Below are 17,412 nucleotides of genomic sequence, written 5' to 3'. Positions count from 1 at the left end.
CGAACGCGGCAGTGTCGACGCAGCAGACTTCGCAAGACAATCCACTCGCGGACTTCGGTCCCAACGAGTGGATCGTCGACGAGATGTACCAGCGATACCTGTCCGACCCGACCAGTGTCGACCCTGCCTGGCACGATTTCTTCGCGGACTACAAGCCGGCGATGGCCACGGGTTCGATCGCGACGCCGGACGAGGCGAAAGCGGCAAACGCGACCGCGACCGCCGCCAAGGCGGGCACCGACGCGCCCGCCGCGGCCTCGGTGGCCCCGGCCAAGCCGGTGACCCCGCCCGCACCCGCCGCGAAGCCGGCTCCCGCGGCGGCCAAGCCCGCCGCCGAGAAGCCCGCCGCCAAACCGTCGCTGGACGGCGCGAAGACCACCACGCTCCGCGGTGTCGCCGCCAAGATCGTGCAGAACATGGAGACCTCGCTCGAGGTGCCCACCGCCACGTCGGTGCGCGCGGTCCCGGCGAAGCTCATGGTGGACAACCGCATCGTCATCAACAACCACCTCTCCCGTGGCCGTGGTGGCAAGGTCAGCTTCACCCACCTGATCGGCTGGGCGCTGATCCGGGCGGTCGTCGCCCACCCGGAGATGAACAACTCGTACGCCGAGATCGACGGCAAGCCGGCGCTGGTCCAGCCCGAGCACGTCAACCTCGGCATCGCGATCGACCTCGCCAAGAAGGACGGTTCCCGCACGCTTGTCGTGCCGTCCATCAAGAACTGCGAGACGATGGATTTCCGGCAGTTCTGGCAGGCGTACGAGGACGTGGTCCGGCGCGCCCGCCGCAACGAGCTGACCATGGAGGACTACTCCGGCACGACGATCTCGCTGACCAACCCCGGCGGCATCGGCACCGTGCACTCCATCCCGCGCCTGATGAACGGGCAGAGCGCGATCATCGGCGTCGGCGCGATGGAGTACCCGGCACCGTACTCCGGGATGAGCGACGAGACCCTGGCCGAGCACGGCGTCAGCAAGGTCACCACGCTGACCAGCACGTACGACCACCGGGTCATCCAGGGCGCGCAGTCCGGCGAGTTCCTCAAGGTGATGCACGAGCTGCTGCTCGGCCAGCACGGCTTCTACGACGAGATCTTCACCGCGCTGCGGATCCCGTACGAGCCGGTGCGCTGGGTGCGTGACGTCGCCCGTACCTCCGAGGGGCAGATCGACAAGGCCGCCCGGGTGGTGGAGCTGATCCACGCGTACCGGGTGCGCGGTCACCTGATGGCCGACACCGACCCGCTCGAGTTCACCATCCGCAAGCACCCCGACCTGGACGTGCTCCAGCACGGGCTGACCCTGTGGGACCTGGACCGGACGTTCCCGGTCGGCGGCTTCGCCGGCAAGCAGAAGATGAAGCTGCGTGACGTGCTCGGCGTGCTGCGGGACAGCTACTGCCGCCGGATCGGCATCGAGTACATGCACATCCAGGACCCCGAGGAGCGCCGCTGGGTCCAGGAGCGCATCGAGGTCAAGTACACGAAGCCGGACACCGAGGAGCAGAAGCACATCCTGCACCGGCTGAACGCCGGCGAGGCCTTCGAGACGTTCCTGCAGACCAAGTACGTCGGGCAGAAGCGGTTCTCGCTGGAGGGCGGCGAGTCGCTGATCCCGCTGCTGGACGCGGTCCTGCAGTCGTCGGCCGAGGCCGGTCTCGACGAGATGGTGATCGGCATGGCCCACCGCGGCCGCCTCAACGTGCTCACCAACATCGTCGGCAAGCCGTACGAGAAGATCTTCAACGAGTTCGAGGGTCAGATGGACCCGCGGTCGGCGCACGGCTCCGGTGACGTCAAGTACCACCTGGGCCAGACCGGCAAGTACACGACGCCGGACGGCGAGCACGCGACCACGGTCAGCGTCGTCGCCAACCCGTCCCACCTGGAGGCCGTGGACCCGGTGCTGGAGGGCATCGTCCGCGCCAAGCAGGACCGCCTGGACCTGGGCCTGCACGGCTACACGGTGCTGCCGGTGCTGGTGCACGGCGACGCCGCGTTCGCCGGCCAGGGCGTGGTCGCCGAGACGCTGAATCTGTCGCAGCTGCGCGGTTACCGCACCGGTGGCACGGTCCACGTGATCGTGAACAACCAGGTCGGCTTCACCACCGCGCCGGAGTACAGCCGCTCCTCGATGTACTCGACCGACGTCGCCCGGATGATCCAGGCGCCGATCTTCCACGTGAACGGTGACGACCCCGAGGCCGTGGTCCGGGTCGCCAAGCTGGCGTTCGAGTACCGCCAGGCGTTCAACAAGGACGTCGTGATCGACATGATCTGCTACCGCCGCCGCGGTCACAACGAGGGCGACGACCCGTCGATGACCAACCCGCGGATGTACCAGATCATCGACACCAAGCGCAGCGTCCGGAAGCTCTACACCGAGGAGCTGATCGGCCGCGGTGACATCACTGTGCAGGAGGCCGAGGAGCAGCTGCGCGACTACCAGGGCCGGCTTGAGGAGGTCTTCAAGGCGACCCGGGACACCGCCGGCACCCCGCCGCGGCCGAACTTCCTCTCCGAGCAACCGGAGCCCGAGGCGGAGACCGCGGTCGACCCGAGCGTGGTGCGCGCGGTCGGCCAGGCACACGTCGAGCTGCCCGAGGGCTTCACGCCGCACAAGCGGGTCCAGCAGCTGCTCGACCGGCGGGCCAAGATGTCCACCGACGGCGGCATCGACTGGGGCTTCGGCGAGCTGATCGCCTTCGGCTCGCTGCTCAACCAGGGCGTCACGGTCCGGCTCGCCGGCCAGGACTCCCGGCGGGGCACGTTCACCTCCCGGCACGCCGCCATCGTCGACTCGAAGACCGGCAAGGACTTCCTGCCGCTCAGCTCGATGATCACCGGCAACGCCCGGTTCTTCGTGCACGACTCGCTGCTGTCGGAGTACGCGGCGATGGGCTTCGAGTACGGCTACTCGGTGGAGAACCCGGACGCGCTGGTCCTCTGGGAGGCCCAGTTCGGTGACTTCGTCAACGGCGCCCAGTCGATCGTCGACGAGTTCCTCTCCTCCGGCGAGGTGAAGTGGGGCCAGCAGTCGTCGCTGGTGCTGCTGCTCCCGCACGGCATGGAGGGCCAGGGCCCGGACCACTCGTCCGGCCGTCCCGAGCGGTTCCTCCAGCTCTGCGCGCAGGACAACATGCGGGTGGCCAACCCGACCACCCCGGCGAACTACTTCCACCTGCTGCGCCGCCAGGCCCTGTCCAGCAAGCGCAAGCCGCTGGTGGTCTTCTCGCCGAAGTCGCTGCTGCGCCACAAGCTGGCGGTGTCGCAGGTCAACGACTTCACCCAGGGCACGTTCCAGCCGGTGCTCGGCGACGGCGGGGTCAACGGCACGCCGCTCGACGCCGGCTCGGTGAAGCGGGTCCTGCTCTGCTCCGGCAAGGTCTACTACGACCTGTTCCAGGCCCGGGCGGAGCGGGGCATCACCGACACCGCGATCATCCGGATGGAGCAGATCTACCCGCTGCCCGTCGAGGAGCTGAAGGCGGTGCTGGGGCAGTACCCGAACGCCGAGGACTTCGCCTGGGTGCAGGAGGAGCCGGCCAACCAGGGTGCCTGGTCGTTCGTGGCGCTCAACCTGCTGGAGCACCTAGAGGGCGTACGGCTGCGGCGGATCTCCCGCCCGGCCGCGGCGGCCCCGGCGGTGGGCTCGGCGAAGATGCACGAGGCCGAGCAGGCCGCGCTGGTCGAGGCGTCGCTGCCGCGTCCGTGAGCACACGGTGAGAGGGGGCGCTCCGCTGCGGCGGGGCGCCCCCTTTTACTATCCGCTCATGTACTTCACCGATCGTGGCATCGAGGAACTGGTCGAACGGCGCGGCCAGGAGACCGTGACCCTGGAGTGGCTCGGCGAGCAGCTGCGCACCTTCGTCGACCTCAACCCCGAGTTCGAGACCCCGATCGAGCGTTTCGCGACCTGGCTCGCCCGCGACGACGAGGACGAGGAGTAATCCTCAGCCCTCCTGCGCCACGCGTGGCCGCAACAGCTCGATCAGCGTGTCCAGCGAACCGGAGAACCTGGCCATGCGCTCGTCGATGAGGCCGAGTCTGCCGTCCACGGCATCAAACCTGGCATCCACGGCATCGAATCGACCGTCCATGGCATCGAACCTGGCGTCCATGGATTCCAGCCTGGCTTCGACGGCGTCCAAGCGCCGCCCATGACTCTCGAAGTGATTGTTCACCGACTCCAGATGGGTGCCGATCGCCATCACCAGCCCATCCTGCTGCATCCTGGCCCGATCTTCCAGCGCCTTGATCCTCTCGTCGATCTGCCAGCCCATGCGACCTCCCCCGAAGTTGACATGCGCCACCTTGACGCATGCCCAGTGTGCACGTGACAGGAGTCATCTACAAGACGGGACTTTCGGCCCGGCCTGACCGACGTCCGGCCGGTAGGTTGAAGCTCGTGGCGCGCAGTGTGTACGTAGCGGGTTTGGGCCCGGGTGTCGGCAAGGGGACCGTGGCTCTCGGCATCGTCGAGCTGCTCTCCCGGCAGGTGGCGCGGGTCGGCGTGTTCCGCCCGCTGGTGTCCGGCAACGGCCGGGACTCCCTGCTCACCATGCTGCGCGAGCGCTATCCCGGCCCGGTGGGCTACGACGAGTCGTACGGCGCCACCATCGCCGAGGCGTCCGCGCTGATCGCCGACGACCGCCGGGAGGAGCTGATCGGCCGGATCGTGGAGCGATACCGGGCGATCGAGCGGCAGTGCTCCGCGGTCGTGGTGATCGGCAGCGACTTCGCCGACAAGCCGGCGGAGGGCCGCGAGGAGCTGCCCCGCGAGCTGGCCTTCAACGCCCGGCTCGCGACCGAGTTCGGCAGCGTCGTGGTTTCCGTGGTCAGCGGCGAGGGCCGGAGCGCGGAGTCGCTCGCGGCGTCCGCGCGTAGTGCGTACCACTCACTTGATGATTTAGGCGCGACCGTGGTCGCGGTGATCGCCAACCGGGTGCCGGCAGCCGCCGCCGGCGGCGTGCCGGACGGGTTGCCGGTGCCGTTCTGGGCGGTGCCGGAGGTGCCGGTGATCGCCGCCCCCACCGTGGGCGAGGTGGCCGCCGCGCTGGACGCCACGGTCTTCTCCGGCACACCTGGTGCCCTCGACCGGGACGTGCTCGACTACGTGGTCGGCGCCGCCCAGGTGCCGACCGTTCTGGAGCACCTGACCGAGGGCGCGCTGCTGATCACCCCGGGCGACCGGGCCGACCTGCTCGTCGCCGCGAGCGCCGCGCACGCCGCCGGCACGGTCACGCTGGCCGGCCTGATGCTCACCCTCGGCGAGCCGCCCGACGACCGGGCGGTGCGCGTCATCGAGCGTCTCAACACCGGCCTGGCCATCGTCATCGCCAAGGGCGACAGCTACCACACGATCTCCGCGGCCGGCCGCATCGAGGCGCAACTCAGCACACCCCGCAAGGTGGACGCGGCGCTCGGCGTCTTCGAGGAGAACGTGGACACCGCCGAGCTGACCGGCCTGCTGGACGTGGCCCGCTCCAGCCGGGTCACCCCGCTGATGTTCGAGAACGATCTGATCGAGAAGGCCCGCGCCGACCGCCGCCACCTGGTGCTGCCGGAGGGCACCGAGGAGCGGATTCTGCGCGCCACCGAGACGCTGCTGCGCCGCGGGGTCGCCGACCTGACGCTGCTCGGCGACCCGGACGAGATCAACCGGCGGGCCCGCGAGATCGGCGCGGAGATCGGCGGAGCGCGGCTGGTCGACCCGGCGACCAGCCAGTGGCGGGAGGACTTCGCCGGCCGCTACGCCGAGCTGCGCAAACACCGCGGTGTGACGCTCGACCTGGCGTACGACGTGGTCCGCGACGTCAACTACTTCGGCACCATGATGGTCGCCGCCGGGCTGGCCGACGGCATGGTCTCCGGCGCGACCCACACGACGGCCGCGACCATCCGGCCCGCCTTCGAGATCATCAAGACGGTGCCCGGGCTGTCGGTCGCGTCCAGCGTGTTCTTCATGCTGCTCGCCGACCGGGTGCTGGTCTACGGCGACTGCGCGGTCAACCCCGACCCGGACGCCGCCCAGCTCGCCGACATCGCGCTCTCCTCGGCGCGGACCGCGGCGGCGTTCGGCATCGAGCCCCGGGTGGCGATGCTCTCGTATTCGACGGGCAGCTCCGGCTCGGGCGCCGACGTGGACAAGGTCGCCGCGGCCACCGCCCTGGTCCGGGAGCGGCGTCCCGACCTGCCGGTCGAGGGCCCGATCCAGTACGACGCGGCGATCGACCCGGCCGTCGCCGCCGCGAAACTGCCCGGCAGCGTCGTGGCGGGCAAGGCCACCGTCTTCGTGTTCCCCGACCTCAACACGGGCAACAACACGTACAAGGCGGTCCAGCGATCGGCGAACGCGGTGGCCGTCGGCCCGGTGATGCAGGGGCTCCGGCGACCGGTCAACGACCTGTCCCGCGGTGCGACGGTCAAGGACATCGTCAACACGGTCGCCATCACGGCCATCCAGGCGGGAGCGAGATGACCCGGGTTCTGGTTCTGAACAGCGGCTCGTCGTCGCTGCGCTACCGGCTCTTCGACGGCTCCGAGGTGCTGGCCAAGGGCCTGATCCAGCGGATCGGCGAGGACGGCGGCGACGCGGCGGACCACCGCGAGGCGCTGCAGCGGCTGATGGACACCGTGGACCTGACCGGGCTGGCCGTGGTCGGGCACCGCGTGGTGCACGGCGGTGACCGGTTCACCGCTTCGACCGTGATCAACGACGAGGTGGTCGCCACGATCGAGGAGCTGGTCCCGCTCGCGCCGCTGCACAACCCGGCCGCGCTGACCGGCATCGACGTCGCCCGCAAGCTGCTGCCGGACGTGCCGCAGGTGGCCGTCTTCGACACCGCGTTCCACTCGACCATCCCGCCCGAGGGGGTGCTCTGGGCGATCGATCGGGACCTGGCGAGCCGCTGGGGCCTGCGGCGGTACGGGTTTCACGGCACGTCGCACGCGTACGTGTCCCGGGAGACCGCCCGCCTGCTGGGCAAACCGGTCACCGAGACCAACGTCATCACCCTGCATCTCGGCAACGGCGCGAGCGCGACCGCGGTCCGCGGCGGCCGGAGCGTCGCCACGTCGATGGGGATGACCCCGCTCAGTGGCCTGGTGATGGGCACCCGATCGGGTGACATCGACCCGAGCCTGGTCTTCCACCTGCACCGGGTCGCCGGGCTGTCGCTCGACGAGATCGAGGACACGCTCACCCGCCGGTCCGGTCTGCTCGGGCTGGCCGGCGACAACGACATGCGTACCGTGCAGGAGCGCCGCGCCGCCGGCGACCAGCAGGCCGCGCTCACCCTCGACGTCTACTACCGGCGGCTCCGCGAGTACGTCGGCGCCTACCTGGCCGTACTCGGCCGGGTCGACGCGATCACGTTCACCGCCGGGATCGGGGAGAACTCGCCGCCCGTGCGGGCCGGCACGCTCACCGGCCTGGAGGCGCTGGGCATCGCGGTCGACCCCGACCGCAACGCGCGCAACGAGCTGATCATCTCCCCGGACGGCACGCCGATCACGGTCTGTGTGGTGCCGACCGAGGAGGAACTGGAGATCGCCGACGAGGCACGCCGGGCGATCGGATCAGAGAGCTAGCCAGGCCACCAGCGCGATGAGCACGACGGCGACCACGCCGCCGATCACGAACGGTGCCTTGGACGGCGCCGCGGTGGGATCCGGCGTGGTCCGGGTGAACGCCCGGAAAGCCTCGGTGTTGCCACTCGGGTCGACGTTGTTGTCAGACATGGGCCCGACCCTAGCGAAACCGGTCAAGGATGGCGAAGTCCTGCACCTGTTCGGCGGAACCGGGTGTGATCTCCACGACGGGCGGCTTGATCGCGGCACGGCACAATGGGTCGGGTGTTACGTCGTGCTGTTGCCGCCATGTCCATCGTCGTTGTCGCAGCGCTGAGCGCTTGCACCCCCGATTCGGAGGAACCCGGCGCCACACCCACCTCGGCCAGTGCCGCGGCCGCCGCCAGCGGCGCACCGCAGCAGAACCTCGAGGTACAGACCCGCGAAATCGAGTTCAACCGGGACGGCACCCGCCCGCTGCCCACGAAGGTCTGGCTGCCGGCCGGCGGCGGACCCTATCCGCTGATCTATTTCAGCCACGGCCTCACCTCGCAGCCGGACGACTACGCCGACTTGCTGAACGCGTGGGCCCAGGCCGGTTTCGTGGTGGCCGCACCGAGATACCCGAACACCTGGAACCAGGCCGCCGACTTCAACGCCGACGACGTGGTCAACCAGCCCGCCGACGCCCAGTTCGTGATCACCGAGGTGCTGAAGGCGCTGCCCGCCGAGATCGACCCGAACCGGATCGCCGCCGCCGGCCACTCCGCGGGCGCGATCACCACGGTCGGCCTGCTCACCAGCAGCCGCGACGAACGCCTGAAGGCCGGCGTCCTCCTCGCCGGCCGGCAGATGCCGCAGCCGGCCCCGTTCTCCGGCACGCCGATCCCGCTGCTGTTCATCCAGGGCAAGCAGGACACCACGGTCACCTACGAACAGGCCTACGGCGCCTACAACGAGGTGACCTGGCCGAAGGCCTTCATGGAGATCCCGCAGGGCACCCACCTGCCGCACCGCGACCAGCCGGCCGTGGTCGCGACGACCACGACCGACTTCTGGCGCTGGTCCCTCTACGGCGACGAGGCCGCCAAGGCGCGCCTCCCCCAGGACGCCTCCGCAACCGGCGCCGCCGCCCTAACCGGAACCCTCTAGGCGGCCGACCTCACGAAACCCCTTAAAAACCTCATAGGGGTACGGTCGCCGCCCGCCCCGCCGAATCCACACCTCCCCGCCGAGCCGCGCGACCTCCCGCCTACTTCCGGCCTCAGCGCGGCCGCCGGGAAACACCAGGTGGTCCAGCTTGGCCCACGCTCAATGCTGTCTCAACGGCCGCCAGACAACATCCACGTTGGGCCGGACAAGACCCTGGCCACGTGCTCTTTCCCGGCGGGCGCCGTGGGGCCGTAAGCGGGCAGGTGCTCGCGCGGCTCGGCGGGACGGGGTGGATTTCGGCGGGGCGGCCGGCTAGGCGTACCGGAAAATCAGGTGTGGTCCAGTGCGATCTTGCCGAATACGTCGCCGGAGGCGAGGCGGGCGAAGGCCTGGTCGGCCTCGCCGAAGGCGAAGGTCGAGTCGATGATCGGCTTGACCTTGCCGGACGCGCAGAGATCGAGCAGTTCGGCGAGTTCGGCGGCGGTACCCATGCTGCTGCCGAGGATCTCCAGCTGCATCGCGAAGACCCGGCGCAGGTCCACCTCGGCCTTGTGACCGGCGGTGGCGCCGCACACGACGATCCGGGCGCCGGGCGCGGCGCACTTCATCGAGTGGTCGAACGTGGCCGCGCCGACCGACTCGATCACGACGTCGACGCGTTCCGGCAGGCGGGCGCCGGGTTCGACAGCGGTGGCGCCGAGGGCTGCGATCTTCTCGCGTTTGCCGGGTTCCCGGCTGGTCGCGTACACCCGCTTGCCGAGGGCCACGCCGAGCGCGACGGCCGCGGTGGCCACGCCGCCGCCGGCACCCTGCACCAGGACCGTGGAGGCGTCGGCGATCCGGCCGCGGCTGACCAGCATGTGGTACGCCGTGAGCCAAGCGGTGGGCAGGCAGGCGGCCTCCACGAAGGACACTCCGGCCGGCTTGGGAATCAGGTTCTCCCGGGGCACCGCGACCTGCTCGGCGAGGGTGCCGGGATGCCGCTCGGACAGCAGCGAGTAGCCACGCGGGTCGGCTTTGTCCTCGACCACCGGATAGAGCACGACCTCGTTGCCGTCCGGGTCGACCCCGGCGGCGTCACAGCCGAGGATCATCGGCAGGCGGTCGGCCGGCAGGCCGACGCCACGCAACGACCAGATGTCGTGGTGGTTGAGGGAGCTGGCCCGCACCTGGACCGGAACCCATCCTTCCGGCGCGGAGAACGGCAGGTCACCGACGGTCAAGCCGCTGAGCGGCGCGTCGGGCTGGAGTGAGGAGGCGTAGGCGGCACGCATGTTCTGACCTTAGTCGCCGTTAACGCGACGCGCCGCCCCACCGGGTGAGGTGGGACGGCGCGACAAAGGTGCTCAGGCGCGCTGCGGCTCCGGGGCGGGCGACGGGGCGACGGCGCGGCGGGCCACGCCGTCCTCGATCGCGGCCGCGGCGACGGCGGCGGCCACCGCGGGGGCGACCCGCGGGTCCAGCGGCGACGGAACGATCGCCTCGGGACGCAGGTCGTCGGCGACGATCGCGGCGATCGCGTCGGCCGCGGCCACCTTCATCCGGTCGGTGATCGTGGTGGCCTGGACGTCGAGCGCGCCGCGGAAGATGCCGGGGAACGCCAGCACGTTGTTGATCTGGTTCGGGAAGTCGCTGCGGCCGGTCGCGACGATCGCCGCGTGCCTGTGCGCCACCGACGGGTGGACCTCCGGGGTGGGGTTGGCCAGCGCGAAGATGATCGCGCCCGGCGCCATGCCGGCCAGCGCCTCCTCCGGAATGTTGCCGCCGGAGACGCCGACGAGCACGTCGGCGCCGATCAGCGCCTCGCTGATCCCCCCGCTACGCCCGGAGAAGTTCGTCGTCGCGGCCAGCTCGGCCTTCATCCCGGTGAGGCCGCCGCGCTCGCCGTGGATGATGCCGCGCGAGTCGACCACGATCATGTTGGCGCCCTGGACACCCGCGGCGATGAGCGTCTGCGTGATCGCGACCCCGGCCGCGCCGGCTCCGCTGATCACCACGCGCAGGTCGGCGAACCGGCGGCCGAGCAGGGCGGCCGCGTTGCGCAGCGCGGCGAGCGTGACCACGGCGGTGCCGTGCTGGTCGTCGTGGAAGACCGGGATGTCCAGCTCGGCGTCGAGGCGGCGCTCGATCTCGAAGCACCGGGGCGCGCTGATGTCCTCCAGGTTGATCCCGCCGAACGACGGCGCCATCGCCTTGACCGTGGCGATGATGCCCTCGACGTCCTGTGTGTCCAGCACGATCGGGATGGAGTCGACGCCGCCGAACTGCTTGAACAGGACCGACTTGCCCTCCATGACCGGCATCGCGGCCTTGGGACCGATGTTGCCGAGGCCGAGGACGGCGGATCCGTCGGTGACCACGGCGACCGTGTTGGACGTCCAGGTGTAGTCGGAGTAGAGCGACTCGTCCTCGGCGATGGCTTCACAGACCCGGGCGACGCCGGGCGTGTAGGCGAGGGACAGGTCGTCACGGCTGGCCAGGGGAACCGTCGCGCTCATCGTCATCTTGCCCCGGCGATGCAGGTCGAAGACGGGGTCGGCGGCCAGGGCAGGATCGAGCTCGAAACTGAAGAAAGACACGGTGAAACTCCACACTGCATCGACATTGATACGTGGCACCTGCGACTCCTGGTCGCGAGTATGCGCCAGGAGGGCGGTGCTATGCGGGGATCACCCGGTAACGCCACCACAGCGCGGGTGTGCGCTGGGGATCAGAGGACACTAACTTAACCGGAACGGTCTCGGGTAGTACCGAAATATCACACGCCCGATGACGTCGGCGACGCCGTGAGCACGGGAATCGTCCTGAACGAAGCTGTTGTCACCGATCAGCCACCAGCCTCCGTCGCGCTCCTCGACGGCGCGTTTGACGACGAGCAGACCGGGCCGCGATCGGAACCGCGCGACGACGATGTCGCCGGCCCGTACCCGGCCGCCGCGCCGCACCAGCAGAGCGTCCCCGGAACGCAATGTCGGCACCATCGACGGGCCTCGGACCAGCACCGGGAACAGTGGTAATTGCCACCTCAAGGCATCAAGCCTCCGTCGCGTTACGCCAGGGGCGTAAGGGGTAGGGTCAATCTCGGATCATCGCAAACTCTATGGAGGAGTCCTGATGCGACTTCCGCGTTTCCTCACCCCGCGCACCGTGGTCAGCGCCCACTGCGACCTGCCGTGCGGCGTCTACGACCCGGCCCAGGCCCGGATCGAGGCCGAGTCGATCAAGGCGATCGCCGAGAAGTACCAGGGGAACACCGACCCCGAGTTCCGCACCCGGGCCATCCTCATCAAGGAGCAGCGCGCCGAGCTGGTCAAGCACCACCTCTGGGTGCTGTGGACCGACTACTTCAAGGCCCCGCACTTCGAGAAGTACCCGAACCTGCACCAGCTCTTCAACGAGGCCACCAAGCTCGCCGGCGCGTCCGGCGCCAAGGGCTCGGTGGACCCGGCGGTCGCCGAGCAGCTGCTCGGCAAGATCGAGGAGATCTCCAAGATCTTCTGGGAGACCAAGCAGGCCTGACGCTGTGCTGGCGCCGCGCGGACACTCCGGCGGCGCCACACTCGTCCGTACGCTGGGTGAGCGGCTAGAGTCTCCCCCATCGGGAGGAGGGCTCGCGTGACTCAGCTGATCCATACGGAGCCGGACGTCGGAGACGACGTCGTACTGCTGACGGTCCCCGCCGACGGTGGGTACCTCGGCGTGCTCCGTACGGCTACCGCCGGCCTCGCCGCCCGGCTCCACTTCGCCCTCGACGAGATCGAGGATCTGCGCATCGCCGTCGACGAGGCGTGCGCCATGCTGCTCGCGATCGCCACCCGCGGTGCCGAGCTGGAGTGCCGGTTCGCGGTCACCGACGACGCTCTGACCGTCGAGGTCACCGTCTCCACGGTGCGTGGCGCCCGGCTGCCCTCCGAGTCGTCCTTCGCGTGGAAGGTGCTGACCGCCCTGACCACGTCCGCCGCCGCCGAGGCCAACGGGCGGTATGCGACTATTCGCCTGCTGACCCGGCGTACCGAGTTCTAGCGCACCGCCGCGGCGATGAAGTCCAGGTGCTGGGCGGCCGCCTTGGTGGCGCCCTCGGCGTCCTGCGCGGCCACGCGGTCCAGCAGCATCCGGTGGTCGGCGTCGATCCGGTTCCAGTAGCCCTCGGGCAGCCCGCCGATCACCTCCTCGCCGTACGACGCCTGGTAGAGCGGGCTCCCGATCAGCTCGAACAGCGGGTTTCCGGTGGCCTTGGCGACCGCCCGGTGGAACGCCGCGTGTGCGGCCATCATGGTGTCGAAGTCGTCGATCGCCGGGTCGAAGAGCGTGCCCCGCAGCTCGGTGAGGTGCAGGTCGGTACGCCGCACCGCGGCCAGACCGGCGGCCGGCACCTCCAGCGCCCGCCGCAGCTCCAGCAGGTCGGCGAGCCCGACGTGGGCGGAGTGCGTCAGCAGCGCGAATCCGGTGGAAAGGCCGTCGGCCAGTTTCGCCGCGTCCGGATGGGCTACGAAACTTCCGCCGGTGACACCCCGGGTCGTCACGATCAGGTGCTGGCTGGCCAGCAGGCGCAGTGCCTCACGCACCGTGCTGCGGCTGACGCCGATCTTCACGCACAACTCGGGTTCCGGCGGCAGGCGCTCACCCGGCTGTAGCCGCCCGGAAGTGATGTCCGCCCGCAAATCGTCGGCGAGCTGCTGGTAGGCGGGTGGGCGCACCGCTGAGCCGGTCACCCGTCCAGGTTAGGCCCTGATCGGCCCGGGGGACCCCGTTAATCGACACCCAACGCTCGGCTGCTGGCCGGAAGAAGGATCAGGACGCCGGTCACGACGGCCAGCACCAGCATCGCCACGCCCACCAGCAGCGGGCCGACCTGGATCAGGAAACCGCCGGTGGCCAGCAGAAAGAGCTGCACCACCACGGCCGGTCCGCGAGCGCGTACGGCCCGGCGCCCGAGGGCGCGGGCCACCAGGAACACCCCGACCGCGGCCAGGGCGGCCATCACGGTGAGCGACGCGGCGACCGCGAGGTTCACCGCGCCGCTCGTCAGAGCAAGGACGATGAGGTACGCCGTGAGCACAGCAAGGCCGGCACTTTGCAGGTAGAGCAGGCGAACTCCCCAATCGAGGGTCGCGGCACTCGTCGTCACGGGCTTCTCACCGGTCACTGGTGCACCATACCGACAGCCCGGGTTCCCGCCTGCGGGTACAGTGCCGCCCATGCGAGCGTTGCTGGTGGTCAACCCCCGAGCGACGACGACCAGCGAGCGCAGTCGCGACGTTCTGGTCCGGGCGTTGCGCAGCGCGGTGGACCTGACGGTGAAGTACACGGAACGCCGCGGCCACGCCAGGACGCTGGCCCGCGACGCCGCCGAGAGTGGTGTCGATCTGGTCGTCACGCTGGGTGGTGACGGCACCGTCAACGAGGCCGTCAACGGGCTGATGACCGCCTCCACACCGCTCGCCGAGCTCTCCGGGCCGTCGGCGTACCGGCTGCCGGCCCTGGCCGTGGTGCCCGGCGGTTCCACAAACGTCTTCGCCCGCGCGCTCGGCATGCCGCGCGACTGGGTGGACGGGACAAGTGTGATCCTCGACGGCATCCGCGACGGGCGGCACCGGGTGATCGGGCTGGGCCGCGCCGACGACCGATACTTCACCTTCACGGCCGGTCTCGGGTGGGACGCCGCGACGATCCGCGGGGTGGAACGAGCCCGGCTCCGCGGCCGCACTTCGACACCGGGCCTTTATGTACGGTCGATGGCCGGCCAGTTCTTCACCGGTCTGGACCGGAAGAACCCGCCGTTGACGCTGGACCGCCCCGGCGAGGAGAGCGAGACCAGCCTCGGCACGGTGATGGTGCAGAACACAGCACCCTGGACCTACGTCGGCGACCGTGCGATCGACCTCAATCCCGACGCCTCGTTCGATCTCGGGCTCGACGTGACCGCGCTGCGCCGCCTCAACCTCCCCGGTACAGCACGGACCGTGACACAGCTCGCGTGGCGGTCCGGTGATCTACACGGTAAACAGGTATTACGGCTGCATGACATCGCCGAGTTCACCGTGGTGGCGTCCCGACCCCAGGCATTCCAGCTGGACGGCGACTACCTGGGGGAGCGACAGAAGGTGCACTTCGTGTCCGTTCCGTCAGCGCTGCGTGTGATCTGCTGAAGACGGGGTACCTGTCCCGGATGCGTGCTCACGATCCGTTACAGAAACACGGGCAAAAGGTCGGCGAAACGGCCGGGACCGTACTACATTGATGGGAGCGTTCGTCAACCGGCTCTGGCAGTAACGGCGGAACCGGACATAAGGGTACGTGAGGCAGCTCACCCACCGGGAGAAACTTCCGGCGCTACCCTTGACATCGCGAGAGTTCGTGAAAGCATTCACAAGCGATAAGAAGTAACCGGTTGCTGCTTGTACGCGTTCCTAATCCAGTAGCGCGAAACAGCCACCAAACACAAAAGCTTGCTGACGCACTGGTGAGCGTGCGGGTACAACCCGTAAGGCATCAGGCGCATGCATATAGGTAAACAGCACTGTTTTCATTACCCCATCCGAAACAAGGAGTTTGCCGCCATGGACTGGCGTCACGATGCGATCTGCCGCGACGAGGACCCTGAGCTGTTCTTCCCGATCGGGACGTCCGGCCCGGCGCTCCTGCAGGTCGAGCAGGCCAAGGCCGTGTGCCGGCGGTGCCCGGTGACCGAGGATTGCCTCACTTGGGCTCTCGAGTCCGGTCAGGACGCCGGCGTATGGGGCGGGATGAGCGAGGACGAGCGGCGTGCCGTCAAGCGTCGTGGCGGTCTTCGGGTCGGCGCCCCCACGGTTTGAACTAATCCCCCACCACAGCATTTGCGCCCCGGGCCGGACGGCACCGGGGCGTCTTGCTGTTTCGGGCCACTCACACTGCGTTTCCATTCCACTGAGCGCTAATGCGATCACGGTACGTTTACCTGATCACCGAAATGATCTCGAAATTAAGATCAAGAGGCATTGCGTCGTCATCCGCGCACCCTCCGCATCGGACGATGCCGAACCCACTTTCACCGGAATCGTCGCCTAGCGCAGAGTGACCGTCGCCCAGAGTGAGCTAATCCTCCGGTACTCACGTGTGCAGGACGAACACGATCGTGTGACGCTCAGGCCGCGGCAGCGAGCGGCACGCCCAGGGCCGCCTCGGCTCGCGCGGCCACCAGACGTACCAGTTCCGGAGCCGCGCCCAGCGGCTCAGCGATGGCCACCGCGCCCGCGTCCCTCGCAGAGCGAGCCGCCACGTCGTAAAGCAGCCCGGGGGCGAGGAAGTAAGCGGCCATCCCGACACGGCGCGCACCGGCCGAGTGAAGGGCGGCGACGGCCTCCCCCGCGGTGCCTCCGGGCCCGGAGGCGTACCCGACCGCCGACGGCAGCCCGAGACGCGCGCCGAGCGCCTCCGCGGCCGCCGCGACCGTCTGGCGCGCGGCAGCGTCCCGGGTGCCGGCGGCGGCCAGCACCACGGCGTCCAGGGAGACCCGCGGCAGGCGGCGGCAGACGGCGGCGAGGAGCAGCGGAGAGGCCGGCCCGAGCACGTCCGTCGCGGTCACCGAGACCGGCAGGGACTCCGCCGCACGGATCACCGCGGGCAGATCCACCCGGCCGTGGTACGCCGCGGTGAGCAGCAGCGGCACCAGAACCGCCCGCCGGGCACCGAGCGAGGCCAGCACGTCGAGCGGCCGTGGCCCGTCATGGTCCAGGTAGGACGCCCGGACCTCCCACTCCGGCCGGTCCAGCCGGACCGCCCGCGCCAGTGCCTCGGTGGCCACCGCGGCCCGGGGGTCACGGCTGCCGTGCGCCACCAGGACCACGGCCGGCCGGTCCGGCGTGCCCGCGGCGGTGAACGCGGGCGGCGCCGGGCGCGCGGCCGGCAGGATCAGACGTGGAGTCCGCATTCGGTCTTCTCGAACATGGCCCACCGGCCCGCACGCGGGTCCTCGCCGGCCTTGGTGCGACGGGTGCACGGCCAGCAGCCGATCGAGCCGTAGCCCTTCTTGAACAGCTCGTTCACCGGCACGTTCCACCGGCTGACGTAGCGGTCGACGTCCGCCTGGGTCCACGCCGCGATCGGGTTGACCTTGACCTTGCCCTTCTTCGCGTCGAAGGCCACCACCGGCGTGTTGGCGCGGGTCGGCGACTCGTCACGGCGCAGGCCGGTGGCCCAGGCGTCGTAGTCGGCGAGCGCGCGCTCCAGCGGCTCGACCTTGCGCATGAAGCAGCACTCGTCGGGGCTGCGGGCGAAGAGCCGGGGACCGTACTCACCGTCCTGCTGGCCGACCGTCATCCGCGGGCGGATCGAGCGCACGTTCACGTTCATCGTGCGCGCGACCGTGTCGCGGACCTTGAGGGTCTCGGGGAAGTGCAGGCCGGTGTCGAGGAAGACCACGTCCACTCCGGGCGAGACGCGGGAGAAGACGTGCGCCACGACGGCGTCGGCCATCGAGCTGGTCACGCAGAAGCGGGCTCCGAAGGTGTCGGTCGCCCACTTGGCGATCTCCTCGGCGGAGCTGCCCTCCAGGTCACGACCGGCCCGGGTGGCGAGCTCGCGGAGCTCCTCGGCGGAGCGCCGGGCGGGGTCGGCCGGGGCGCTGGGTGCGCCGAGACTGATCAGGCCCAGGCCGGAGGCGTTCAGGAGGTTCATTTGGTAGCTCCCTTGGACAGAAGGCCGAT

At 69.8% G+C, this 17,412-nt stretch carries 18 protein-coding genes; 9 read left to right on the top strand and 9 right to left on the bottom strand.

Annotated elements, in window-relative coordinates:
* Positions 1–11: 11 nt before the first annotated feature.
* Positions 12–3,719, top strand: coding sequence for a multifunctional oxoglutarate decarboxylase/oxoglutarate dehydrogenase thiamine pyrophosphate-binding subunit/dihydrolipoyllysine-residue succinyltransferase subunit (locus tag I4J89_RS10115; protein ID WP_196413885.1), 3,708 nt, complete (start codon positions 12–14; stop codon positions 3,717–3,719).
* Positions 3,720–3,777: 58 nt separating this feature from the next.
* Positions 3,778–3,954 (top strand): DUF6104 family protein, encoded by a 177-nt coding sequence (locus tag I4J89_RS10110; RefSeq protein ID WP_196413611.1) that lies wholly within the window; start codon positions 3,778–3,780, stop codon positions 3,952–3,954.
* A gap of 3 nt (positions 3,955–3,957) precedes the next feature.
* On the opposite strand, the gene I4J89_RS10105 is transcribed toward I4J89_RS10110, so the two are convergent.
* A complete protein-coding gene (locus tag I4J89_RS10105) occupies positions 3,958–4,287 on the bottom strand; it encodes a hypothetical protein (RefSeq protein ID WP_196413610.1) in 330 nt (109 codons plus the stop codon).
* 116 nt (positions 4,288–4,403) lie between these two features.
* On the opposite strand from I4J89_RS10105, the gene pta reads away from it, so the two are divergent.
* Together pta and I4J89_RS10095 are read left to right on the top strand one after the other, a co-directional pair.
* Positions 4,404–6,485 carry a phosphate acetyltransferase gene (gene pta, locus I4J89_RS10100; protein ID WP_196413609.1) on the top strand — a complete coding sequence of 694 codons (2,082 nt, stop codon included), beginning with the start codon at positions 4,404–4,406 and terminating at the stop codon, positions 6,483–6,485.
* Positions 6,482–7,597 (top strand): acetate/propionate family kinase, encoded by a 1,116-nt coding sequence (locus tag I4J89_RS10095; protein WP_196413608.1) that lies wholly within the window; start codon positions 6,482–6,484, stop codon positions 7,595–7,597. Before pta ends, I4J89_RS10095 begins: the two co-directional genes overlap by 4 nt.
* Here I4J89_RS10095 and I4J89_RS10090 read toward each other — a convergent pair.
* Entirely contained in the window at positions 7,586–7,747 is a 162-nt protein-coding gene (locus tag I4J89_RS10090; protein WP_196413607.1) for a hypothetical protein, read from the bottom strand. The genes I4J89_RS10095 and I4J89_RS10090 overlap by 12 nt on opposite strands.
* Before the next feature lie 138 nt (positions 7,748–7,885).
* On the opposite strand from I4J89_RS10090, the gene I4J89_RS10085 reads away from it, so the two are divergent.
* Entirely contained in the window at positions 7,886–8,728 is an 843-nt protein-coding gene (locus I4J89_RS10085) for an alpha/beta hydrolase family protein (protein WP_196413606.1), read from the top strand.
* Between the two features lie 329 nt (positions 8,729–9,057).
* Here the strand turns inward: I4J89_RS10085 and I4J89_RS10080 are convergent, their stop codons facing one another.
* The 3 genes from I4J89_RS10080 to I4J89_RS10070 all read right to left on the bottom strand — a co-directional run bounded on the left by I4J89_RS10080 (position 9,058) and on the right by I4J89_RS10070 (position 11,757).
* Entirely contained in the window at positions 9,058–10,002 is a 945-nt protein-coding gene (locus I4J89_RS10080; protein WP_196413605.1) for a zinc-binding dehydrogenase, read from the bottom strand.
* A gap of 72 nt (positions 10,003–10,074) precedes the next feature.
* Positions 10,075–11,232, bottom strand: a complete 1,158-nt coding sequence (locus I4J89_RS10075) for an NAD(P)-dependent malic enzyme (protein WP_230858731.1) — start codon at positions 11,230–11,232, stop codon at positions 10,075–10,077.
* A 216-nt stretch (positions 11,233–11,448) separates the two neighbouring features.
* Entirely contained in the window at positions 11,449–11,757 is a 309-nt protein-coding gene (locus I4J89_RS10070; protein ID WP_255521591.1) for a S26 family signal peptidase, read from the bottom strand.
* 85 nt (positions 11,758–11,842) lie between these two features.
* On the opposite strand from I4J89_RS10070, the gene sodN reads away from it, so the two are divergent.
* Positions 11,843–12,247 carry a superoxide dismutase, Ni gene (sodN, locus tag I4J89_RS10065; protein ID WP_196413603.1) on the top strand — a complete coding sequence of 135 codons (405 nt, stop codon included), beginning with the start codon at positions 11,843–11,845 and terminating at the stop codon, positions 12,245–12,247.
* A gap of 96 nt (positions 12,248–12,343) precedes the next feature.
* Positions 12,344–12,751: an ATP-binding protein gene (locus tag I4J89_RS10060; protein ID WP_196413602.1), complete on the top strand. Its 408-nt coding sequence runs from the start codon at positions 12,344–12,346 to the stop codon at positions 12,749–12,751.
* Here the strand turns inward: I4J89_RS10060 and I4J89_RS51450 are convergent.
* Both I4J89_RS51450 and I4J89_RS10050 read right to left on the bottom strand, forming a co-directional pair.
* On the bottom strand, positions 12,748–13,440 hold the full coding sequence (locus I4J89_RS51450; protein WP_196413601.1) for a FadR/GntR family transcriptional regulator: 693 nt from the start codon (positions 13,438–13,440) through the stop codon (positions 12,748–12,750). The genes I4J89_RS10060 and I4J89_RS51450 overlap by 4 nt on opposite strands.
* Before the next feature lie 38 nt (positions 13,441–13,478).
* On the bottom strand, positions 13,479–13,874 hold the full coding sequence (locus tag I4J89_RS10050) for a hypothetical protein (protein ID WP_309238251.1): 396 nt from the start codon (positions 13,872–13,874) through the stop codon (positions 13,479–13,481).
* A gap of 52 nt (positions 13,875–13,926) precedes the next feature.
* Here I4J89_RS10050 and I4J89_RS10045 point away from each other — a divergent pair, with 52 nt between their 5' ends.
* Together I4J89_RS10045 and I4J89_RS10040 are read left to right on the top strand one after the other, a co-directional pair.
* Positions 13,927–14,877, top strand: coding sequence for a diacylglycerol/lipid kinase family protein (locus I4J89_RS10045; protein ID WP_196413600.1), 951 nt, complete (start codon positions 13,927–13,929; stop codon positions 14,875–14,877).
* Between the two features lie 411 nt (positions 14,878–15,288).
* Positions 15,289–15,543 carry a WhiB family transcriptional regulator gene (locus tag I4J89_RS10040; RefSeq protein ID WP_196413599.1) on the top strand — a complete coding sequence of 85 codons (255 nt, stop codon included), beginning with the start codon at positions 15,289–15,291 and terminating at the stop codon, positions 15,541–15,543.
* A gap of 308 nt (positions 15,544–15,851) precedes the next feature.
* Here the strand turns inward: I4J89_RS10040 and I4J89_RS10035 are convergent, their stop codons facing one another.
* Entirely contained in the window at positions 15,852–16,637 is a 786-nt protein-coding gene (locus tag I4J89_RS10035) for a sirohydrochlorin chelatase (RefSeq protein WP_196413598.1), read from the bottom strand.
* Positions 16,619–17,383 (bottom strand): phosphoadenylyl-sulfate reductase, encoded by a 765-nt coding sequence (locus tag I4J89_RS10030; RefSeq protein ID WP_196413597.1) that lies wholly within the window; start codon positions 17,381–17,383, stop codon positions 16,619–16,621. The genes I4J89_RS10035 and I4J89_RS10030 overlap by 19 nt, the downstream gene beginning before the upstream one ends.
* Positions 17,384–17,412: the final 29 nt, after the last annotated feature.

The organism is Actinoplanes aureus (assembly GCF_015704865.1).
Lineage (GTDB): Bacteria > Actinomycetota > Actinomycetes > Mycobacteriales > Micromonosporaceae > Actinoplanes > Actinoplanes aureus.
Note: the sequence above shows the minus strand (reverse complement) of the source record. Positions and strands in the feature narration are given on the sequence as shown.